Below are 20,841 nucleotides of genomic sequence, written 5' to 3' on the forward strand. Positions count from 1 at the left end.
AAGATAGCCAATTGCTGGCTTCGTTGGTTCGAGCACGAAGCCCGTCTATCGGCCTCTGGAACGACCTTTACTGATGCGCGAGTTGCCCATGGTTTTCCCCACCCCACCTGTCCTGATTACTGGCGCCAGCCAGCGAGTCGGCCTGCATTGCGCAAAACGCTTGCTCGCGCACGGGCAGCCCGTCATTGTCAGCTACCGCAGCGAACGCCCTGGCGTGCAGCAGTTGCGCGACTTGGGGGCCGTGGCCATTCATGCCGACTTCACCTCGCAAGCGAGCATTCTGACGTTCATCGAGCAACTCAGCACTCACACCGACAGCCTGCGAGCGATCGTCCATAATGCATCGCAGTGGTTGGTGGAAACGCCAGGAGATGAAGCCGCAGCGTTTGCCCACATGTTCAACGTCCACATGTTGGCGCCGTATTTGATCAATCTGCGTTGCGCCCACTTATTGCACCGTTCACCCACGGCCGACATCGTTCACATCAGCGATGACGTTACCCGCAAAGGCAGCAGCAAACACATTGCCTATTGCGCCAGTAAGGCCGGACTTGAGAGCTTAACGCTGTCATTCGCCGCAAAGTTCGCACCCCGAATCAAAGTCAACGGCATCGCGCCAGCGCTGTTGATGTTTCAACCTGACGACGACGCGGCGTACCGCGCCAGCACCCTGACTAAATCCGCCATGGGCATCGAGCCCGGAGCCGAGGTGATCTATCAGAGCCTGCGATATCTGCTGGACAACCCTTACGTTACCGGCACAACTTTGACTGTAAACGGCGGTCGGCACCTTAAGTAAGTCGCCCCGTGAGGATCCTTGATGACCTTGTCCCTGCCACAGCATTACCGTGAAATTCTTGTTGGCCTGGGTGAAGACCCAGATCGCGAGGGCTTGGCGGACACACCGAAACGTGCCGCGAAAGCGATGCAGTATTTGTGTCGAGGCTACACGCAGAGCATCGAAGAAATCGTCAACGGCGCACTGTTCGCCTCCGACAACGATGAGATGGTGATCGTCAAAGACATCGAGCTGTATTCGCTGTGCGAACATCATTTACTGCCGTTTATCGGCAAGGCCCACGTGGCTTATATTCCCACGGGCAAAGTGCTGGGTCTTTCCAAGATTGCACGTATCGTGGACATGTTCGCCCGCCGCTTGCAGATCCAGGAAAACCTGACCCGGCAAATCGCCGACACGATTCAAGAAGTGACCAACGCCGCGGGCGTGGCCGTGGTGATTGAAGCGCACCACATGTGCATGATGATGCGCGGCGTCGAGAAACAGAACTCGACCATGATGACTTCGGTGATGCTCGGTGCATTCCGTGAATCGAGCACGACCCGTCAGGAATTTTTGCAATTGATCGGACGGAGCAGGTAAGCATGCCTAGACTTGAACCAGGAACCGCGCGGATTCGGGTCAAAGACCTGGGGTTGCGTACTTTTATCGGCATCAATGAAGACGAGATCCTCAATAAACAGGACGTGTTGATTAACCTGACCATCCTCTACGCGGCCCAAGATGCAGTGCGTGACAATGACATTGATCACGCACTCAATTACCGCACCATTACCAAAGCCATTATTCAGCACGTGGAAGGCAATCGCTTTGCGCTACTCGAACGCCTGACTCAAGAAGTCCTTGATTTGGTCATGAGCCATGAGGCGGTGCTGTACGCCGAGGTCGAAGTTGATAAACCGCACGCCCTGCGTTTCGCCGAATCGGTGTCGATCACCTTGGCTGGGCAGCGCTGATTGAAGACATTTACGATCAAAACCATTCAACTTCCTGCCAGAGCCCATCATGACTGACCAACAACGCCTTGAACTCGAAGCCGCATCCTTTCGCCGGCTGGTCGCGCACCTGGACAGTCGCAAAGACGTCCAGAACATCGACCTGATGAACCTTTCCGGTTTCTGCCGCAACTGCCTGTCCAAATGGTACAAGGCCGCCGCTGACGAAAAACACATCGACCTCAGTCTCGACGACGCCCGCGAAGTGGTTTATGGCATGCCGTACGGCGAGTGGAAAAGCAAATTTCAGCAAGAAGCCAACGCGGAACAGAGCGCTGCGTTCGCTAAGGACAAAAAGCATGACTGACTTGAACACCCTGCGCGCCAGCCTTCGCAGCGGCCAACATCCTTTCGCCGATACCTTGGTGTTCATCGCTGAAGGCTATGCTTATCAACCGCAAGCCTTCACCAACGGCAACGTCGAAAACGCCGCCGGGCAGAACGAAGGGTCGTGCAAGATCGTCGGGCTCGCAGTGCTTGAAGGGTTAAGCGACGAAGAAACCCTGCTCGCGTTCGGCGAACACTACCGCTCGGTACAGGCCACGCCAGAGGGCAGCGACCACGCCAACATTCGGTCGTTGATTGTTAACGGGCTGGCGGGTGTGACATTCGCAGGCAAGTCGTTGACGCGCAAAGAGTGAACTCAGGGGCGTTAAAAAACCGGCCTAGGCCGGTTTTTTTGTTGCAGAACGAATCGTCTTAGAACGCAGCGTTCTTCAGACCATCAAGATAACGCTCGACGTCCAATGCCGCCATGCAACCTGCGCCAGCAGAGGTAATCGCTTGGCGATACACATGGTCAGCCACGTCGCCCGCAGCAAACACACCGTCAATGTTTGTTCCAGTGGCATTACCTTCGCGCCCGCCTTGAACCACCATGTAGCCGTCTTTCAACGTCAGTTGGCCTTCGAACAACGAGGTATTGGGCGTGTGGCCGATGGCGATAAACACACCATCCACCTTCAGCTCGTCCCGGGTACCATCGTTGTTGCGCAACGCAGCACCGGTCACGCCCATCTTGTCGCCGAGGACCTCTTCCAGTGTCGAATTGAGCTTGAGCACAATCTTGCCTTCGGCAACACGCACAAATAGCTTGTCGATCAGTATTTTCTCGGCGCGGAAGGTTTCGCGGCGATGCACCAGCGTTACTTTGCTGGCGATGTTGGCCAAATACAGCGCTTCTTCAACGGCCGTGTTACCGCCACCGATCACAGCCACTTCGCGGTTGCGATAGAAGAACCCGTCGCACGTCGCGCAGGCCGAAACGCCCTTGCCCATGAACGCTTCTTCCGACGGCAAGCCCAGATAACGAGCACTGGCACCGGTCGCAATAATCAGCGCGTCGCAGGTGTAAGTCGCGTTGTCGCCCTTAAGGCTGAATGGCTTACCAGCAAGATCCACCGCATTGATGTGGTCGAACACCACTTCGGTTTCGAAACGCTCAGCGTGCTCCTTCATCCGCTCCATCAACACCGGGCCGGTCAGACCGTGAGGGTCACCCGGCCAGTTATCAACCTCGGTGGTGGTGGTCAATTGACCACCCGCCTGCATACCGGTGATCAGCAACGGCTTGAGGTTGGCCCGTGCGGCGTAAACCGCAGCACTGTAACCGGCAGGGCCGGAGCCGAGAATAATCACTCGAGAATGACGTACTTCAGACATGACACGCTCCTATTGACCGGCCATTGTGACGCGTGGTCGGGTCGCCGGCGTACCGGCTGGAATAAAAAGGACCGCACAAGCACTTGGGGAAGGCTTTAAACACGGCGGTCCTGAAAACTGAGGCGGCGACCGGAGCCACTGCCAGGTATTGCCAAGTCGATAAGTTGTTGAGAAGACTATCGAGGAGGCGAAGATTAAGGAAATATGGATTCACAATCCAGCTCATAGGCCACCTCTATACCGACACATCTGTAACAACCGCTGACCTAGACTTTACCTTGCCGCGATTGTTACTGCGAATGTCGCAGCTTCCGCCCGTCTCGCAAAGCCGGTAAGGTCTGCCCGATTCCACTCATCGGAGGCTGCCATGCCTGCCCCTGTACTCTCCGGCCCACAATACCTGCGCGAAGGCCTGAGATTAGTCCTTACCCCTGGTTTGCGGCTGTTCGTTTTGCTGCCATTGACCATCAATCTGTTGCTGTTCGGCGGGCTGATCTACCTCGCCATGCATCAATTTGGTATGTGGGTCGACACCTTCATGCCAGAACTGCCGACATGGCTGAGCTTCCTGAACTACATCATCTGGCCGTTGTTCGTCACGCTAGTGATACTGATGGTGTTCTTCACCTTCACCATGATCGCCAACGTGATTGCCGCGCCCTTTAACGGCTTTCTGGCGGAAAAAGTGGAAGTGGTCCTGCGGGGCACCGATGACTTCCCCACTTTTAGCTGGGGCGAGCTGTTCGCCTTGGTGCCGCGCACCTTCAGCCGCGAGATGCGCAAGCTGGGCTATTTCTTACCCCGCGCCATTGGGTTGCTGATCCTGTCTTTCATTCCTGTGGTCAACGTCATCGCCGCCCCGTTGTGGCTGTTGTTCGGCGTCTGGATGATGGCAATTCAATACATCGACTACCCCGCCGACAACCACAAACTCGGCTGGAACGAAATGCTCGCCTGGCTGCGGCAGAAGCGTTGGCAGAGCATGGGCTTTGGCGGAATCGTTTATCTGGCGCTGCTGATTCCGGTCGTGAATGTACTAATGATGCCCGCAGCAGTGGCGGCCGCGACGTTGTTTTGGGTGCGGGAGGGTGGGAATCTGGCGGTGGAAAAGCAGGTGGCTGGTAAGGTTCGCTAGCCTTTGACTATCAGCACGCGGCACAAATACAGCCTGCAGGAGGGTCCGCCACGTCTTCGACGTTGCGCTGTCGCGCAGCAAACTGGGAAGCACTTTGTGTGCTTCGAGATTGCAGCGTGTCAGGACGGAAGCCTTCCCGAATAAATTCGGTCCCACAGATTTTGGGGCTGCACAGATTTTTGTAGGAGCTGCCGAAGGCTGCGATCAGGTCCGAAGGACCTTCGCCGACAAGTTGGCTACAGATGGCCGCCTGCCCGCAGATCGCCCGTGAATTGAATATCAAATTACGGAAAGAGGCCCCGTGAAACCATGCGGCCGAACGCAGGCGTTGCGCAGGCTGTGACGAGGCAAGGATGCCGAGTAAGCCGTGCGCGGCCAGGGACGGCCGCTCACGGCGACCCCCGGAGCAACGCCGGAGTGAGGGAAGACCGAGCCTAAGCGAGGGCCCGCATGGTGGGGCAAGCGTTTTGGGGGACCTTTTTGCGGTTCGGCGCTCCGACGTTTGAAAAAGGTGCCTCGCTGTAAAAGCGAAACCATAAGCTCAGCAACCACAAAGGCCGGATATACACGCCAACCCCAGCGCCAACCCATTGCTTTAAAAGATTAAAAAATAGTTTGATAAGAGCGAACGTGTTCGCGAGGCGGCGTGACAGGTACACCGCATCAGGCTTCTCGCCAACACGTTGGCTCCTACAGGTTAATTTCCGTTCACTCAGACCAACGTGGTCAACGCTTCACGGCTGAACGGGAGGATGTCTTGCTCGCGGCCTTCGCGTACTTTCTGTGCCCAGTCTGGATCGACCAGCAGCGCACGGCCGACGGCTACGAGGTCGAACTCGTCGTTGCCCAGTCGCTTGAGCAGGTTGTCCAGGCTCGCCGGTTGCGCAACTTTGTCGGTATCGACCATGAACTGCAAGAACTCACCATCCAAGCCGACGCTGCCCACGGTAATGGTTGGTTTGCCGGTCAGCTTGCGTGTCCAGCCGGCAAGGTTGAGGTCCGAACCTTCGAACTCTGGTTCCCAGAAGCGGCGGGTCGAGCAGTGGAAAATGTCCACGCCGGCGTCAGACAGCGGCTTGAGGAATTCGCCCAAGGCTTCCGGGGTCAAAACGAGGCGCGCGGTGTAATCCTGCTGCTTCCATTGCGAAAAACGGAAGATGATCGGAAAGTCAGGACCGACCGCTGACCGCACAGCCTCGATCAACTCGATGGCGAAACGTGAACGGCCTGCCAGGTCGCCGCCGTATTCATCGGTGCGCTGGTTGGTGCCTTCCCAGAAAAACTGATCGACGATATAACCGTGGGCGCCGTGGATTTCAACGCCGTCCATGCCAATAGCTTTTGCATCCCGGGCGGCCTGAGCGAAAGCGCCGATCACCTCCTGGATATCCTGCTTCGACATGCCGTGAACCACGACCTTGTCATCCTTGAGTTTTTCCATCGGGCCGTAAGCCGGTACGTCGCCATCGGGTTCTGTGCCCAAGCGACGCACAGCCCCTACGTGCCACAACTGCGGCACGATTTTGGCGCCTTCGGCATGCACCGCATCAACGACTTTTTTCCAGCCGGCCAACGGCGCTTCACCAAAAAACTGTGGAACGTTCGGGTAACCGTTGGATGCTTTGTGATTGACCGTGGTGCCCTCGGTGATGATCAAACCCACTCCCGCAGCCGCTCGCCGACGGTAGTACTCGATGACCTTCGAATTGGGCACACCGCCCGGAGAAAACGAACGGGTCATAGGCGCCATAACCACCCGAGACGGCAACTGCAAGGTGCCCAGGCTGAAGGGTTTGAACAAAGCTTTAACTGGCATGTAACGCTCCTCGGGAATCAATCGGTAGCAGAAGATCGGGCGTCAGCAGACGCTCAAGCTGGTTCAGAAAAATGTTCAGGGATGCCGCGCTGCTTCTGACTTTCATGCGCATCAGCGCCCCTTCCCAGGCGTTGGCAACAAATTCGGCAAGCGCCGCACAGTCAGTGTTTTCCGGTAACTGGCCGGCATCACGGGCGGCTGTCAGGCTCTGGGCCAAAATCGCCACCGAGCGCTGCAAAATGTTCTCGACCTGGCTGGCGATGGGCAAGCATTCGCCGGCCATTTCAAAACTCAGGCTGCCTATAAAACAATGATGCTCCGGCTTTTCTTGGCGGGAAAAATGCACGATCACGTCGCGGTAGTAACCCAAAATCCGTTCACGCGGGCTTTGTGCAGGGTCGTTCAGGGCCGCTTCATAACGCAGCAGTCTTGGCCCGTACAAGTACTCAAGCGCTTGCACGGCGAAATCTTCCTTGCTGGCGAAGTAGTGATAGAACGACCCTTTGGGAATGCCCGCGGCCTGCACGATATCCAGCACACCGGTCCCGTGGTAACCACGACGGGTCATCAGGTGAGCACCTTGGGCAAGGATCAGATCGCGCTTATCGAGTCGCAGGGATGTGTTCATGGCGCCGAGCATATGACCGGTCGTCTAGACCGCGCCAGCACTATTGATGAGGGTGATTTAGGAAGACAAGTCAGACGAGCAGAAGGGAAAACCACTGCGCAGAAATGGATCAGCTTGCCGGGTTTGAATGACCGCAACCCGGCGAGGAGAGCGCGGCTAAATTACTTCAGCGCTTTTTCAATGGCGTGAATCACTGCGGGATCATCGGGTGGTGTGCGTGGCGAGAATCGGGCGAGTACCCCGCCGTCTTTCCCTACCAGAAATTTCTCGAAATTCCAGGTGATGTCACCCGGAAACTCAGCACCTTCGCCTGCCAACAAACGGTAAAGCGAGTGACGATGATCGCCGTTCACTTCCAGCTTGCTGCCCAGTGGAAAGGTGACGTTGTAGTTCACGTCGCAGAAGCTCTGAATCTCTTCTTCGGTACCCGGTTCTTGACCGGCGAACTGGTTGCACGGCAAACCCAACACGCTGAAACCCTGATCCCGATACTCCTGATAGAGTTTTTCCAGCGCGGCATACTGCGGCGTCAGGCCACACTTTGAAGCGACGTTGACCACCAACACTACTTTGCCCTTGAGAGGCTTGAGAGGCAGGTCCTGGCCATCCAGAGCTTTTAATTTAGTGTCGTGAAAAGCACTCATGACGAACTCCAAATAACGAGCGGACGAAAAAGGCGCCCGCATCAGGCCGTGAAAACGAGCCCGTCGTTTTCACGCAACCTGTCAGGGCGCCTTGCCGGCTAACTGAGCTTAGCAGCACAAATCAGTGGTGATGGCCGCCTTCGCCATGCACGTGACCATGAGCAACTTCTTCCTGGCTGGCATCGCGAATTTCAACGATTTTGACGTCGAAATTCAGGCGCTGGCCGGCCAATGGATGGTTGCCATCAACGGTAACGTCATCGCCGTCCAGATCACGGACGGTCACAATTTGCATGCTGCCATCAGGGCCGGATGCATGGAATTGCATACCGACTTCGAGTTCGTCGACGCCTTCGAACATGCTGCGGCTCAAGGTGCTGACCAGTTCAGCCTGATACTCGCCGTAAGCGTCTTCGGGTTCGATGGACACTTTGAGTTCATCGCCGACGTTCTTGCCATCCAGTGCTTTTTCCAAGCCTGGGATGATATTACCTGCACCCTGCAGGTAGACCAGCGGCGCGCCGCCAGCAGAACTGTCGATGACCTCACCAGCGTCGTTGGTCAGGGTATAGTCGATGGAGACGGCCTTGTTCGCGGCGATCGGCATGGGGCGAGACCTTTGCTTGAGAATTGAAGAACGTGCAAGTTTAACCAAGCGCTCGCCCGAAAGCGAACGCAACTCTGACGGACGGCCCATTGCACAACAGCACACTCATTGATTTTCGTCAGGACGATGATGGCCATTGGATAGCCATTCTTTCGTGTGGACACACCCAACATCTACGCCATCAACCGCCTTGGCAATCTAGAGCCTGGGTGCTTGATCCGTTGAAGCGCCAACAACAAATAGGTAAAAGCTTTGCTTGTGGCTGGTGTGCGCAGAGCCCGGATAACGATAACCTTACGCCGCACTGATTCGCCACGAATTGACGACGTGGTGATCCGCGATGAACACACATGACGTAACCCGATATTTTTGCCTGGCTGCCCCGTACAGCCCTTGCACTGCTCAATCGAGATGTCCGCATGCAAACTTTTTTTATCGCCCCCACTGACTTTGGTGTGGGCTTGACGTCCATCAGCCTTGGCCTAGTGCGCACCCTCGAACGCGCAGGTCTTAAGGTCGGCTTTTTCAAGCCTATCGCTCAACCGCATCCCGGTGACTTGGGGCCTGAGCGCTCGTCCGAGCTTATCGCCCGCACCCATGGCCTCAAGCCGCCCAAGCCGCTAGGGTTGGCGCACGTCGAGCGCATGCTTGGCGACGGTCAGCTGGATGAGCTACTGGAAGAAATCATTAATCTGTATCAAGAAGCGGCCGTCGGCAAAGACGTGCTGATCGTTGAAGGCATGGTCCCTACCCGCCACGCCAGTTATGCAGCTCGGGTCAATTTGCACCTGGCGAAAAGCCTGGATGCCGACGTGATCCTCGTCTCGGCGCCCGAAAACGAAGTGCTGGCCGAGCTTTCCGGCCGGGTCGAGTTACAAGCGCAGCTGTTTGGCGGTCCGAAAGACCCGAAAGTCCTCGGCGTCATTCTGAACAAAGTGCGCACCGACGAAAGCATGGAAGCCTTCGCTACCCGCCTTAAAGAGCATTCGCCGTTGTTGCGCAGCGGTGAATTCCGCTTGTTGGGCTGCATACCTTTTCAGGCCGATCTGAACGACCCGCGCACCCGCGACGTTGCCGACCTGCTTGGCGCGCAGGTTCTGAATGCGGGGGACTACGAACAACGGCGCATGTCGAAAGTCATCATCTGTGCACGCACCGTGCTCAACACCGTGGCACTGCTCAAACCCGGCGTATTAGTGGTGACCCCCGGCGATCGCGATGACATCATCCTCGCGGTCAGCCTCGCAGCCATGAATGGCGTGCCATTGGCCGGTTTGTTGTTGACCAGCGACACCGTGCCAGACCCTCGCATCATGGAGCTGTGCCGTGGCGCGCTTCAGGCAGGCTTGCCCGTTTTGTCGGTGAGCACCGGTTCGTACGACACTGCAAACCAGTTGAATCAGCTGAATAAAGAAATCCCCATTGATGACCGCGAGCGCGCCGAAATCATTACTGACTTTGTCGCCGGGCATTTGGACGCGACATGGTTGCATCAGCGGTGTGGCACACCACGGGAAATGCGCCTATCGCCGGCCGTGTTCCGCTATCAATTGATCCAGCGTGCTCAAAACGCTAATAAGCGCATCGTGCTGCCTGAAGGCAGCGAACCCTTGACCATCCAGGCGGCGGCCATTTGCCAGGCGCGCGGCATCGCTCGTTGCGTACTGCTGGCCAAGCCCGAAGAAGTGTATGCCGTGGCTCAGGCGCAAGGCATCGAACTGCCGCCGGGCTTGGAGATTCTGGACCCCGACTTGATCCGCGAGCGCTACATCGCGCCCATGGTCGAACTGCGCAAAAACAAAAGCTTAAATGCGCCGATGGCCGAACAGCAGTTGGAAGACACCGTGGTGATTGGCACCATGATGCTCGCACTGGATGAAGTCGACGGGCTGGTCTCGGGGGTTATTCACTCCACGGCCAATACCATCCGCCCGGCCTTACAACTGATCAAGACCGCACCGGGTTGCACGCTGGTGTCGTCGGTGTTTTTCATGTTGTTTCCAGAACAAGTGCTGGTCTACGGCGACTGCATCATGAACCCGCACCCAAGCGCCGCCGAGCTGGCTGAAATCGCTCTGCAAAGCGCTGACTCAGCAGTGGCATTCGGCATTGCGCCCAGGGTCGCGATGATCAGTTACTCCAGTGGCGAATCGGCCAGTGGCGAAGAAGTGGAGAAGGTTCGCGAAGCCACGCAACTGGCCCACCGGGCACAAAGCGACCTTCAAATCGATGGCCCGTTGCAGTACGATGCCGCCGCCAATGAAGACGTCGCCCGCCAACTGGCACCAAACAGCCCAGTCGCTGGTCGCGCCACCGTGTTTGTGTTCCCGGACCTCAACACCGGCAATACCACGTACAAGGCGGTGCAACGCAGCGCCGATTGCGTCAGCCTTGGCCCGATGCTGCAAGGGCTGCGCAAACCGGTGAACGATCTGCCACGGGGCGCTCAGGTGGACGACATCGTTTACACCATCGCCCTGACAGCGATTCAAGCCGCTTACCTGTCCTGAGGTCCAACCCTCAACCCCTAAACCAGTGCCGCCGGACCACCCGGCGGCATCCGATATTTTTTCGCGGAGGCCTCGGCCCATATGCTGGATTTTTTACCTGCTCCACTGCGCGGCATCATTGCCTCGCTGCTGTTGGCGCTAAACACCGTTGTTTGCTGCACGCCGCTATTCATCGTCGCCATCGTAAAGTTGTGCCTGCCCTTCCCGGCCGCACAACGGTTTACCGACTGGCTGATGAGCCACATTCACGAGACCTGGATTAGCAACAACAAAGCCTGGATGAACCTGCTGCGCAAGACGCGCTGGCACTTGAGTGGACTTGAAGGGCTGGACTATCAGCACTCGTACTTGATTACCAGCAACCATCAAAGCTGGGTCGACATCATGGTGTTGCAATACGTGCTTAACCGACGCATCCGCCCGCTGAAGTTCTTTCTCAAGCAGGAATTGATTTGGGTACCGGTAATTGGCTTGGCGTGGTGGGCGCTGGGCTTCCCGTTCATGAAACGTTACTCCAAGGCCTACCTGGCCAAGCACCCGGAGAAAAAAGGCAAAGACCTGGAAACCACCCGGCGTACGTGCGACAAGTTTCGCAACAACCCGGTGGGCATTTTCAACTTCGTGGAAGGCACACGCTTCACCGAGAGCAAGCACGCCGAGCAGAAGTCGCCGTTTCGCTATCTGCTAAAACCCAAAGCGGGCGGTATCGCCTTTGTGCTGGACGCGATGGGTGAGCAACTGGAGTCCATCGTCAACGTAACGATTCATTACCCCGGCGGACGCCCAGGCTATTGGGATCTGCTGTGCGGCAACGTCGAAGAGATCGTGGCGCATTTCGAAGAGGTAAAAATTCCGTCGCAGTTCATCGGCAAAAATTACGACCAGGATGAAGAATACCGTCGGGAATTCCAGCAGTGGATTAATACGCTTTGGGATGAGAAGGATTTATTGCTGGATGCGATGCATCGAGATTACCCAGCGAGGGGTAAAGACAGGAATCAGGGGTAATACAAACCTCTGCACACTGTGGGACCGAATTTATTCGGGAAGCAGGCGACGCGGTCTGTCAAAACGACCATGTGCTGCCTTCCCGAACAAATCGGTCCCACAGATTTTTGCGATGCAAAGATCTCCTAACCCTTACTGCTGCTGATACTGCTGCCCAGGAATCGGCTTCAAATTGACCTCAACCCGGCGGTTCTGCGCCCGGCCGTTAACATCAGCGTTGCTGGCAATCGGTTGGTCTGGCCCTACTCCGCCTACTGCCAGGTGAGAAGGATCAATGCCCTGCGAGGTCAAGTACGTGCTGACGCTCTGTGCACGTTGCAGCGACAAATCCATGTTGTGCTGACGGCTGCCGGTGCTATCGGTAAAGCCAACGATCTCGATCATGTTTTGGTTGTATTGCTTCAACGAGCCCGCCAGGTTATTTAGCGGCGCATAAAAGCTTGGAGCAATGGCTGAAGAGTTCGTGGCGAAGGTGATATTGCCCGGCATGATCAGCTTGATCTGATCACCTTGACGCTGCACCTCAACGCCGGTGTTAGCCATGCTCTTGCGCAACGCAGCCTCTTGCTTATCTGCGTAATAACCGTAACCGGCAGCCCCGGCGCCGACCACGGCTGCGCCAATCAAAGCTCCTTTGCCACGATTGCCGTGATCGATGGCAGCCCCCGCGACGGCCCCCGCCAACGCACCCAAACCACCATATTTAGCCGTGTTGCTCACGCCGCCAGAACCGTTGTTCTGAGGTTGATTGCTGTACGGGTTCGGCGACGCGCAACCGGCCAACAAAGCGACAGCGGTAGCGATAATCATCGAACGATACGAGGTAAACATTTTGGCAACTCCTGTTTATCATCTAAGCAGCTTCACGGGGCCGAAACGAACGTCACGCCGCAGCCGTGCGCAATTTGAACATCATTTTAAATAGAAATTCCTTAAGCTCCCCTGAACGGCGCTCACGCACGAAAGAATAGAATTAGACACTCCCACAATCCGATCGAATACATCGTTCAAAATCGCTGCAAAAAAACATCCGCATAAGCCTGACGTGAACAATACTTACCCCTTCGAATCTGACCCTATAGCCTATTTACACGCCGTTCAAAAGCAGCCAAGCTGCGATGGCACAATGCAATCACAGCGTTACCAATTCAAAAAATCGACGTCCGCACAGGCCGAGATACCAAACGGGTCATGAGAGTTATAAGAATAAAAAAAAGGCGTCGAAACACAGTCGGTTCCGATGCAGGCAAGCGTTGCAGTAGAGAGAACCACATGCTCAGGAAAATCTTGACCTCTGATATCGTCGTTGGCATGTACATCCATCAATTCTGTGGTGCGTGGATTAATCATCCTTCCTGGAAAGGCAGTTTCGAAGTAAAGGATGTGCAAGACATCGTGCGAATTCAGCATTTAACCATTACGGAAGTATGGGTTGATTTAAGCAAAGGTAGACCGCCGTCAGCTGCCTCCTCCATCGTGATGACCTGTCCGGCAAGCCCCGTTCCTGTGAGTTTGGACGAAGAACTGTCCGAAGCATTAAAGATCTGTGTAAGAGCCAAAACAGCCGTGATCGCGATGTTTAATGACGCGCGACTGGGCCGGGCAATCAGCCCAAAACAAAGCTCGGAACTGGTCGCCGAAATCACCGACTCGATCCTTCGGCACCCGCACGCACTGCTTAGCCTCTCGCGGTTGAAGACCTCGGATGACTACACCTATATGCACTCCGTGGCTGTTTGCATACTGATGATCGCGTTAGCCCGGCAGTTGAAGTTAGCCCCGGAACAGGTCAAGGAAGCGGGTATCGCTGGGCTCATGCACGATGTCGGCAAAATGATGATCTCAAACGCCATCCTCGACAAAGCCGGAAAGCTGACCGCAGAAGAATTCAACCGCATGAAAGATCACCCTGAAGAAGGGATGACTATTCTCGAAAGAACCGCAAGTTTCGGCGCCGAAGTGCTGGACGTATGCCTGCATCACCACGAAAAAATAGATGGCACGGGCTACCCGCACGGCCTGGCTGGCGACCACATCAGCCTGTTTGCGAAGATGGGCGCGGTCTGCGATGTGTATGACGCAGTGACGTCTGAACGCCCGTATAAAAAAGGCTGGGGCCCGGCACACTCCATTCGTGAAATGGCCACGTGGAAAGGACACTTCGACGAAACCGTTTTCCGGACCTTCGTTAAAACGGTGGGCATCTATCCTATTGGCGCACTCGTGAGTCTAAAGAGTGGTCGTTTGGGGGTAGTCATGGAGCAAAACAGTAGTTCGCTGCTAACTCCGAAAGTTAAGGTGTTCATGTTGATGAGCGACAAGACACCCCTTCCACATGAGATTATCGATCTGGCCAGCATCGACCCATACGATAAAATTGTTGAGGTTGAATCCGCAGAAAAGTTAGGCATTAGCAATACGGAAGTATTGTGGTCAGGTATACCTTGGGGCACAGACGTTTAGTTATGGGTCAAACGTGGGACGCTAATCCGCCACACGACTGACGCCTTCGTGCAGCCATCGGGTTGGCGCTTTGCGTGGTTTGAGGTTACAGCGTGTCAGGACCGAAGCCTTCCCGAATAAATTCGGTCCTACAGATTCTCGCGATGATCAGCCTGAAAGACCTTCGCCAACACCTAGGCTTTACAGATGGCCGTTTATACAGATCCGATGCAGCCAAGCAATTCAGCCAAACAACCCCAACTCCTGAGCCCGTGCAACGGCCTGAGTGCGACGCTCCACACCTAACTTGCTGTTGATGTGGCTGGCGTGGGTTTTTACGGTGTGCAGCGAGATAAACAACTGCTCACTGATTTGCTGATTTGAGCAACCTTGGGCGATGAGTTGCAGCACTGACAACTCCCGGGCGCTGAGTTGTTCCGAGCCGTGCAGCGGTTCGCATGGCGCACGAAAACTGATAGTCGCGCAGGGCAACAAGGCCAACAATTTATCGCGACTGACACTCGGCGCGGCGTGCTGCAGTTGGGCCCGTAGCCATTGCGGGTAATCGCGCACCAGCCAGTGAAACGGCAGAAGTGCTCCGCCGCTGGACGCCTGCAAACTGCGGATGAACAACGCCCGGGCCTCAGGCTCGCGCGAGGTACCCAGTAGCAAAAGGATGTGCTGGATCAGCGCCGCCGTGTAGAGGGCCTGCGCGCCTTCGTCCTGCGCCTGTTGTGCCAGCGAACGCAACCGCTGTTCAGACTCAGGCAGCAGCCCTTGAACACGTTCGAGGGCTGCTCGTTGCAGCTCGATGTGTTGCGGCAGTTGCGGATGACATTCTGGCGCAATGGCAGGCTGATTCCCGCTGTAGGTCTGCGACAACCGCAGCAGCCAGGCTTCGGCAAGGTCTATCCGGCCCTGAGCCAGCCACAGTTCACATTTGACCAAAGTGATCATGGCCAAGTAGTAAATCGGCGGCACATCCCAAATATGCATCAGCCGCTCGGCCTCGGCCAATTCAGCGAAGGCCTCGGCAAATCGGCCACTGCGCCCGTCCAATCCGGCGATGACGCACTGCCCGATCAACACGCTGATGTCACGGCAGGCTCGCGCTTGCGCCACGCCCACCACCAACAGCGCCCGACCCGCTTCAGGCTCCAAGCGCATGGTCAGCAAATGACCTTCATACAACGTCAGCCGTGCCCGAATGGCGTACAGCCGCTGAGCAGGAAGGTCCTTTAGTCGGTTGATGCCCTGACGAACTTCGTCCAGTGCCCGTAATGTTTCACCACGCGCTTGTAATACCCGCGCCCGGTCGTAATGCGCCAACGCTTCGAACAACGGATTGGCGACCCGCTGCGCAGTTCGAGTGCTTCACGGTTAAGCGTGCGCGCGCGCTTGGCGTCGCCATCGACCACCGCCAGATTGGCCAGCGTCGATAAGCACATCAGGCGTTGGCCGTAGCGCTTTTGCGGCAGGCTCTCCAAGGCTTCGGTGCAATACAAATGGGTTTTGGCGCTGTCGCCGCGACCACGCGCGATGATGCCACTGAGCGCCAACCATTGGGCGAGCATGGATTTTTGCGCGGTGGCCGAGGGTGCGGGCAAGAAACGACTGAGCTGATTGGCCAGCTCTTCAGCCGCGTCCAACTGGCAGGCAAGACCCAATGCCCAGCTGTAGAGCACGATCAAACGCGGCGTACTGACCAGCAAGCTGTCGGGCAGGTCCATTTTCCAGCGCAGCAACATGCCAACGTTTTGTTCGGCCAGCAGTTGCTCCTCCGACAGGTTTTGCACCAGGTTGGCGGCGACTTCAGGGTGACCCGCACGCAGCGCTTCCTCTACCGCCTCGTCCAGCAATCCTTGCTCGCTGAACCAACGGCACGCATTCAGGTGCAGACGAGTTTGCAGCGGGCTAGATCCGATATCGGGCCGACTGCGCAGCAGGTCAGAAAATAGATGGTGGTAACGGAACCAGCGGCCATGCTCATCCAGCGGGACCAAAAACACCTGATGTGCTTGCAGGTAACCCAGCATTTCTGCGCTGTCGTGGCGATCGCGCGCAGCGTTGCACAGCTCACTGCAAAATCGTTCAAGGCACGCGGTGTCGTATAAAAACGCTTGAGCATCGGGCGGCAAACAATCGATTACCTCTTCGAGCAGGTAGTCGCGAATCATCCCTTCCCCGCCGTGTAACGCTTGGGGCAACGCGCAGGCATCGCCCACTTCAGAGGCAGCCAACAACCAGAATCGCAGCCCGGCAACCCAGCCTTCGCTGCGGCGCACCAGGCTTTCTAAAATGTCACTGTTAAGCGAACTGCAGGACTGGTCGAGCACCGCCAGCGACTCGGGGTCGGTCAGGCGCAAATCCTGCTCATTGAGCTCAAGCAGGTGCCGCGACAAACGCAACCGTGCCAAATGCCACCCTGGCCGTTGACGGCTGGTGACCATGACAGTCAGTCCGTCAGGTAAATGATTGAGAAAAAACTGCAGGCAACGATCCAAAACCGCGCCTTGCGCCAGATGATAATCATCGAGCACCAATAACAGCGGCTGGTTAACTGACAAGTGAGTTGTCAGCTCATCTAAAAGGCCGTCGAGCCATTCTTCGAAAGCGAACGGTTGATGTCGCTGGCGCATCTTTAGCAGGCCCAACGACTGACTCCCCAGCAACGGAAAAAACTGTTGCAAGCCTGCAAGCAGGCGCTCAAGAAAGCGCCCCGGATCACTGTCGCGATGGCTCAAACCCAACCACAGACTTTGCCATTGGGCAGGCAAACCTTGGCAAAACTCCACGGCCAACGAACTCTTGCCAAAACCCGCTGGAGCGCTGACCAGTAATAACCGTCCCGCCAGGCCCGCACTTAAGCGCTCACACAGACGCGGACGCAGTACATAACCTTCGGGCAACGGTGGACGAAAAAAACGACCCTCCAGCGCTGGAACAGCGTGGCCGGCAACTCCTTGCAGACGGGACAAATCAGTCATAGCCGGCTCTTGTTTTTAAAGTGCTGTTATCGGCAATACGGATGTCCGCAGACTAGCGGGTAAATCGATATTTTTGTAGTTGTCGGTCAAAGATATCCAAAATGACAAAGACATTAGTTCCCTGCTAACCAGTCACGCATAAAAAAACGCCCCGTCAGCGGAGCGTTTTTTATGTTAACAACGTACGGATTAACGCACGCCGGACTGACGCAACGCCGAAGGCGAAAAGTCGCTGGCACTGGCTTCGAACTTAAAGTTGTAAGCCTGCTTCTCTTCGTTCTTCATGCCCAGCGCCAGGTAACGGCCCGACTGCAGGTCATACAAGGTTTCCAGGGTGTACCACGGCACTTGCATGTTGTAGTAACTTTGAGCGTGCGCTTCAGCCACTCGCCACAGTTGACCACGGCCATCGTAATGGTCGATGACCGCAGCTTGCCAACTGTCTTCATCAATGAAGAAGTCACGCTTGGCGTAGATATGGCGCTGGCCTTCTTTCAAGGTAGCGGTCACGTGCCAAACGCGGCGCAACTCATAGCGTGCCAAGTCCTGATTGATGTGACCGGCTTTGAGAATGTCGGCGTATTTGAGTGCTGGATCATCAAGCTTGTAGCTGTCGGACCCGATGTACATTTCCTGTTTGCCCATCAGCTTCCAGTCGTACCGATCCGGGGCGCCGTTGTACATGTCCAGGTTGTCTGAAGTGCGCAAGCCATCGGCCGCAGTACCCGGACCGTCATACGACACTTGCGGTGCGCGACGAACCCGACGTTGACCCGCATTGTAAACCCAGGCAGACCGCGGTTCTTTAACTTGGTCGAGGGTTTCGTGAACCAGTAGCACGCCGCCGGCCAGACGCGCGGGAGCGGTCACTTCCTGTTTGAAATAGAACAAAATATTGCTGGCATCGCCTGCCTTCTCATCTTCGTCCACCGGCTTGGCGCTGGCTTCGTCGCTTGCTGACTTTTTCAGGTTGTCGCGAAACACAAACTGATCGCGGAAATAAACCAGACTGAACGAGCCGTTGGCTTGAGGCGTCGCCTGAGTCACTAAACGCTGAACACTGCCGCCGCGATAGCGGGTGATGTGGTTCCAGATGACTTCGACGCCGGTTTGTGGAATCGGAAACGGCACTGCAGTTTTGAAGTTCTCAAGACCATTGCCGCCGGCCACCAGTTTGGTGTGCGTCGCGTTGGTTTTGATCGCGGCAAACACATCATCCGGCACCGTCGCGCCACGGTGCGAAGGGAACACCTTCATTTTGTAGGTATCCGGGTAGCGCTTGAACATCGCTATCTGCCCCGGTGCGAGCTTGTCTTTGTATTGATCAACGTTTTGCGCGGTGATGACGAACAAGGGTTGCTCGCTGGCATAGGGGTCAGAGAGGAAACCTTTGCTGTCCACCGTGCCTGCGTTTTTTGGCAGCGGGCTCCAGGCCGGAATGGTCCCGGCGGCGTTACCCGCTTTTTCAGCGCCCATCGGCGTCAACGTAGTGCCCAGCTTAGCGGCTTCCGTATCAGAAACCGCAGCCATGACGCCTGTCGCCAGCAACGAGAGACTCAGTACTCCGATTTGCAGCAGACCGTTTGTTATTTTCATAGTGGTAGTCGTCCTGAAAAACCGTCTTCTTAGAAGTTCACGCCGAAACTGAGTGCCACGAAATCCCGGTCATCCACGGTGCTGTAATCACCGCCAAAGAAGTTGGTGTAAGACAGGTTGGCGGTGTAGGTGTTTTGGTATTCAGCGTCCACAGCCAGGCTGATGGCTTTACGTCCTTCTTCGAAGTTACCGCCAGGGCCGGGCGAGTAACCTTTCACGTCATGGGACCAGGCCACGCTTGGTTTAAGGTTGATGCCGGCGAATACGCTGTTGTAATCCCAAATGGCGCGAGCGCGATAACCCCAGGAGTCAGAAGTCGTGTAGCCGTCGTTTTCGCAGTATTTCGATACATTGTTTTGCGAAGCGCCAGCCAACGTGCTGGTGTTAAGCGCAACACATTGGCCATTGGGTAACGGCCCCGGACCGTAACTCGGGTCACGGCCATAACGAACTTTATCCGGGCTGTCCAAACCGCCCATGTGCGTCCAACCTATTTCGCCGACGACGGTCAGTCGTTCGGCGCCCATCACCTGATCGAAGAATTGAGTGAAGGTGGTCTGCAGTTGGGTGATTTCCTTACGGCGATAGCCAGGCTGGTCGGCACCCGGCGTACCTTGCAGAGGGGAAACGTTCGGGTTCAACGGCGACAGGCCGGAATACAAAATGTCGGTAGTGTTGATTTGCACCGGAGCATTAGGACGGTAGCTGACTTCGCCTGCCCACGCAGTGCCGGTAGGCAAGGTAGTGGAGAAACTCAACCCGTATAGGCGGATATCTTCCGGGTACTCAACGTAGTAGCTGGAGTTCGCGGCCACGACCACAGGCAGCAATGTCGGCGCCAAACCGGCAGCGACCTGCACCGGAACACCGTTGCGCACCAACGAGCCGACCAAGTTGGCCGGGCTGTAGACACTGGCCGGAGCGCCTTTGCCGCTGAAAATCGGCAGACGGCTATGGTAGTTCATGAAGTACGCGCCGAACTCAGTGTCCAGCGGCTCGTAGTTATAGTGCGTGGCCAGACCAAATTGACCACTGTCTGAAGGCGTCCGGTCGGCACCACGAGCAACAACAGCGCCCTCGTCCGGGTTACCGAATTTAACCCCCTGTTGCGCCAGCGAGTTTTGGATTGCGCCACGCAACGGAGCGGGCAAGCCCGCATTGGTAAACGCGCGGTTCAGGTTGTTTTGCGTGCTGAGCACCGCGAGGTTGCTGTCACACCCCTTGGCGATCACGTCCGGTTGCGAGAAAAACGTGCCGCAGTTGTCGACCACCGTGTTGTCCCAGCCGATCTGATAAAAGCCTTCAGCCGACAGGTTCTCGGTAATGCTTTGCGACAGGTAAAACATGTTGACCGGAATCAAGCCTTCCTTGATTTCCGCGCCAGGTCGACGAAATGCCGAGACATCAATGGGGTTAATCGAGTTGATGCCGCCGCCAATAAAGGTGCTTTCACCCCAACTGACCACCTGCTTACCCAACCGTACGGTCCCAGGCTCATTGCCAATGGCATAGTTGTGGTAGACGAAGGCGTCGAGCAACTCTGCACCCGACGATTTTGCCGCTTCGTAACGGTGGTCGTTGTCGATGTTCTTGAAGTGCAAGTCGTCGTCTTGAAGCTTGAAGTCGTACCAGTATTTGCCTCGTAAAAACACACCCGTGTCGCCGTACTTCAACTCCAGGTCATGGATGCCCTTGAAGATCTTCGAGAATGTGTCACCCGCTTTAAAGTTCAGGTGACCGTCATCGGAAGTCTGTGATAAGCCCGTGCCGCCGTTGTTGGAACCAATGAGGTGTCGGTCGGGATTTTGGGTCGACCAACTGGCGCCTATGGACAGCGACGAGTCGAACTGACCTTCGATGTCACCGACGTTGAAACTAACGCCGAAGGCGGGACCGGCGAGTGTAGAGGCAAGTCCGACAGCCAGAGGCAACTTAGCCCGGCGCCAGAACTGGTTTGCTGATGTCATCGACGCTACTCCATGTGTTTTTTGTTATGGCAGAGGCTCATTCAA

Annotated in this window: 17 protein-coding genes and 2 pseudogenes; 10 read left to right on the forward strand and 9 right to left on the reverse strand. The window is 56.2% G+C overall.

Annotated features, from left to right (window positions below):
- The first annotated feature begins 88 nt into the window (after positions 1 to 88).
- Genes folM through RHM65_RS01095 form a run of 5 tightly spaced genes read left to right on the forward strand, consistent with a single transcriptional unit; the run spans position 89 to position 2,435 of the window.
- The gene (gene folM, locus RHM65_RS01075) at positions 89 to 799 is read left to right on the forward strand and encodes a dihydromonapterin reductase (RefSeq protein ID WP_322170750.1); all 711 of its coding nucleotides are present in this window, start codon (positions 89 to 91) and stop codon (positions 797 to 799) included.
- Positions 800 to 820: 21 nt separating this feature from the next.
- Positions 821 to 1,381 (forward strand): GTP cyclohydrolase I FolE, encoded by a 561-nt coding sequence (gene folE / locus RHM65_RS01080; RefSeq protein ID WP_322167784.1) that lies wholly within the window; start codon positions 821 to 823, stop codon positions 1,379 to 1,381.
- A gap of 2 nt (positions 1,382 to 1,383) precedes the next feature.
- A complete protein-coding gene (folX, locus tag RHM65_RS01085) occupies positions 1,384 to 1,755 on the forward strand; it encodes a dihydroneopterin triphosphate 2'-epimerase (RefSeq protein WP_322167783.1) in 372 nt (123 codons plus the stop codon).
- 49 nt (positions 1,756 to 1,804) lie between these two features.
- Complete coding sequence (locus tag RHM65_RS01090) at positions 1,805 to 2,101, forward strand: DUF1244 domain-containing protein (RefSeq protein WP_322167782.1); 297 nt, start codon at positions 1,805 to 1,807, stop codon at positions 2,099 to 2,101.
- Positions 2,094 to 2,435 carry a HopJ type III effector protein gene (locus RHM65_RS01095; protein ID WP_322167781.1) on the forward strand — a complete coding sequence of 114 codons (342 nt, stop codon included), beginning with the start codon at positions 2,094 to 2,096 and terminating at the stop codon, positions 2,433 to 2,435. The genes RHM65_RS01090 and RHM65_RS01095 overlap by 8 nt, the downstream gene beginning before the upstream one ends.
- Before the next feature lie 58 nt (positions 2,436 to 2,493).
- Here the strand turns inward: RHM65_RS01095 and trxB are convergent, their stop codons facing one another.
- A complete protein-coding gene (gene trxB / locus RHM65_RS01100; protein ID WP_322167780.1) occupies positions 2,494 to 3,456 on the reverse strand; it encodes a thioredoxin-disulfide reductase in 963 nt (320 codons plus the stop codon).
- 367 nt (positions 3,457 to 3,823) lie between these two features.
- Between trxB and cysZ the strand changes: the two genes are divergently transcribed.
- Positions 3,824 to 4,591, forward strand: a complete 768-nt coding sequence (cysZ, locus tag RHM65_RS01105) for a sulfate transporter CysZ (RefSeq protein WP_322167779.1) — start codon at positions 3,824 to 3,826, stop codon at positions 4,589 to 4,591.
- A gap of 712 nt (positions 4,592 to 5,303) precedes the next feature.
- Here cysZ and RHM65_RS01110 read toward each other — a convergent pair.
- The 4 genes from RHM65_RS01110 to RHM65_RS01125 all read right to left on the reverse strand — a co-directional run bounded on the left by RHM65_RS01110 (position 5,304) and on the right by RHM65_RS01125 (position 8,286).
- The gene (locus RHM65_RS01110) at positions 5,304 to 6,407 is read right to left on the reverse strand and encodes an NADH:flavin oxidoreductase (protein ID WP_322167778.1); all 1,104 of its coding nucleotides are present in this window, start codon (positions 6,405 to 6,407) and stop codon (positions 5,304 to 5,306) included.
- On the reverse strand, positions 6,397 to 7,035 hold the full coding sequence (locus RHM65_RS01115; RefSeq protein ID WP_416194756.1) for a TetR/AcrR family transcriptional regulator: 639 nt from the start codon (positions 7,033 to 7,035) through the stop codon (positions 6,397 to 6,399). Before RHM65_RS01115 ends, RHM65_RS01110 begins: the two co-directional genes overlap by 11 nt.
- A gap of 161 nt (positions 7,036 to 7,196) precedes the next feature.
- Positions 7,197 to 7,679 carry a glutathione peroxidase gene (locus RHM65_RS01120; protein ID WP_322184167.1) on the reverse strand — a complete coding sequence of 161 codons (483 nt, stop codon included), beginning with the start codon at positions 7,677 to 7,679 and terminating at the stop codon, positions 7,197 to 7,199.
- A gap of 121 nt (positions 7,680 to 7,800) precedes the next feature.
- Positions 7,801 to 8,286 carry a peptidylprolyl isomerase gene (locus RHM65_RS01125; RefSeq protein ID WP_322167775.1) on the reverse strand — a complete coding sequence of 162 codons (486 nt, stop codon included), beginning with the start codon at positions 8,284 to 8,286 and terminating at the stop codon, positions 7,801 to 7,803.
- Here RHM65_RS01125 and RHM65_RS01130 point away from each other — a divergent pair.
- The 3 genes and pseudogenes from RHM65_RS01130 (at position 8,255) to RHM65_RS01140 (ending at position 11,804) form a co-directional block, all read left to right on the forward strand.
- Positions 8,255 to 8,594 (forward strand): annotated as a pseudogene (locus tag RHM65_RS01130) (DUF3565 domain-containing protein). The gene RHM65_RS01125 and the pseudogene RHM65_RS01130 sit on opposite strands and share 32 nt — an antisense overlap.
- 111 nt (positions 8,595 to 8,705) lie before the next feature.
- Positions 8,706 to 10,796 carry a phosphate acetyltransferase gene (gene pta / locus RHM65_RS01135; protein WP_322167774.1) on the forward strand — a complete coding sequence of 697 codons (2,091 nt, stop codon included), beginning with the start codon at positions 8,706 to 8,708 and terminating at the stop codon, positions 10,794 to 10,796.
- 81 nt (positions 10,797 to 10,877) lie between these two features.
- Positions 10,878 to 11,804 (forward strand): acyltransferase, encoded by a 927-nt coding sequence (locus tag RHM65_RS01140; protein WP_322167773.1) that lies wholly within the window; start codon positions 10,878 to 10,880, stop codon positions 11,802 to 11,804.
- A 132-nt stretch (positions 11,805 to 11,936) separates the two neighbouring features.
- Here the strand turns inward: RHM65_RS01140 and RHM65_RS01145 are convergent, their stop codons facing one another.
- A complete protein-coding gene (locus tag RHM65_RS01145) occupies positions 11,937 to 12,635 on the reverse strand; it encodes an OmpA family protein (RefSeq protein WP_322167772.1) in 699 nt (232 codons plus the stop codon).
- A gap of 441 nt (positions 12,636 to 13,076) precedes the next feature.
- Between RHM65_RS01145 and RHM65_RS01150 the strand changes: the two genes are divergently transcribed.
- Complete coding sequence (locus tag RHM65_RS01150; RefSeq protein WP_322167771.1) at positions 13,077 to 14,267, forward strand: HD-GYP domain-containing protein; 1,191 nt, start codon at positions 13,077 to 13,079, stop codon at positions 14,265 to 14,267.
- A gap of 222 nt (positions 14,268 to 14,489) precedes the next feature.
- Here RHM65_RS01150 and RHM65_RS01155 read toward each other — a convergent pair.
- The 3 genes and pseudogenes from RHM65_RS01155 to RHM65_RS01165 all read right to left on the reverse strand — a co-directional run bounded on the left by RHM65_RS01155 (position 14,490) and on the right by RHM65_RS01165 (position 20,796).
- Positions 14,490 to 17,233 (reverse strand): annotated as a pseudogene (locus tag RHM65_RS01155) (LuxR C-terminal-related transcriptional regulator).
- Positions 17,234 to 17,422: 189 nt separating this feature from the next.
- Positions 17,423 to 18,829, reverse strand: a complete 1,407-nt coding sequence (locus tag RHM65_RS01160) for a DUF1329 domain-containing protein (RefSeq protein ID WP_322167769.1) — start codon at positions 18,827 to 18,829, stop codon at positions 17,423 to 17,425.
- Between the two features lie 29 nt (positions 18,830 to 18,858).
- Positions 18,859 to 20,796 (reverse strand): DUF1302 domain-containing protein, encoded by a 1,938-nt coding sequence (locus tag RHM65_RS01165; protein WP_322167768.1) that lies wholly within the window; start codon positions 20,794 to 20,796, stop codon positions 18,859 to 18,861.
- Positions 20,797 to 20,841: the final 45 nt, after the last annotated feature.

This window comes from Pseudomonas sp. CCI4.2 (genome assembly GCF_034350045.1).
Classification (GTDB): Bacteria; Pseudomonadota; Gammaproteobacteria; order Pseudomonadales; family Pseudomonadaceae; genus Aquipseudomonas.

What these genes read in the sequence shown, in the direction of transcription:
- folM (WP_322170750.1), top strand. Translation starts at nt 89, where the DNA reads ATGGTTTTCCCCACCCCACCTGTCCTGATTACTGGCGCCAGCCAGCGA.
- folE (WP_322167784.1), top strand. Translation starts at nt 821, where the DNA reads ATGACCTTGTCCCTGCCACAGCATTACCGTGAAATTCTTGTTGGCCTG.
- folX (WP_322167783.1), top strand. Translation starts at nt 1,384, where the DNA reads ATGCCTAGACTTGAACCAGGAACCGCGCGGATTCGGGTCAAAGACCTG.
- RHM65_RS01090 (WP_322167782.1), top strand. Translation starts at nt 1,805, where the DNA reads ATGACTGACCAACAACGCCTTGAACTCGAAGCCGCATCCTTTCGCCGG.
- RHM65_RS01095 (WP_322167781.1), top strand. Translation starts at nt 2,094, where the DNA reads ATGACTGACTTGAACACCCTGCGCGCCAGCCTTCGCAGCGGCCAACAT.
- trxB (WP_322167780.1), bottom strand. Translation starts at nt 3,456, where the DNA reads ATGTCTGAAGTACGTCATTCTCGAGTGATTATTCTCGGCTCCGGCCCT.
- cysZ (WP_322167779.1), top strand. Translation starts at nt 3,824, where the DNA reads ATGCCTGCCCCTGTACTCTCCGGCCCACAATACCTGCGCGAAGGCCTG.
- RHM65_RS01110 (WP_322167778.1), bottom strand. Translation starts at nt 6,407, where the DNA reads ATGCCAGTTAAAGCTTTGTTCAAACCCTTCAGCCTGGGCACCTTGCAG.
- RHM65_RS01115 (WP_416194756.1), bottom strand. Translation starts at nt 7,035, where the DNA reads ATGAACACATCCCTGCGACTCGATAAGCGCGATCTGATCCTTGCCCAA.
- RHM65_RS01120 (WP_322184167.1), bottom strand. Translation starts at nt 7,679, where the DNA reads ATGAGTGCTTTTCACGACACTAAATTAAAAGCTCTGGATGGCCAGGAC.
- RHM65_RS01125 (WP_322167775.1), bottom strand. Translation starts at nt 8,286, where the DNA reads ATGCCGATCGCCGCGAACAAGGCCGTCTCCATCGACTATACCCTGACC.
- pta (WP_322167774.1), top strand. Translation starts at nt 8,706, where the DNA reads ATGCAAACTTTTTTTATCGCCCCCACTGACTTTGGTGTGGGCTTGACG.
- RHM65_RS01140 (WP_322167773.1), top strand. Translation starts at nt 10,878, where the DNA reads ATGCTGGATTTTTTACCTGCTCCACTGCGCGGCATCATTGCCTCGCTG.
- RHM65_RS01145 (WP_322167772.1), bottom strand. Translation starts at nt 12,635, where the DNA reads ATGTTTACCTCGTATCGTTCGATGATTATCGCTACCGCTGTCGCTTTG.
- RHM65_RS01150 (WP_322167771.1), top strand. Translation starts at nt 13,077, where the DNA reads ATGCTCAGGAAAATCTTGACCTCTGATATCGTCGTTGGCATGTACATC.
- RHM65_RS01160 (WP_322167769.1), bottom strand. Translation starts at nt 18,829, where the DNA reads ATGAAAATAACAAACGGTCTGCTGCAAATCGGAGTACTGAGTCTCTCG.
- RHM65_RS01165 (WP_322167768.1), bottom strand. Translation starts at nt 20,796, where the DNA reads ATGACATCAGCAAACCAGTTCTGGCGCCGGGCTAAGTTGCCTCTGGCT.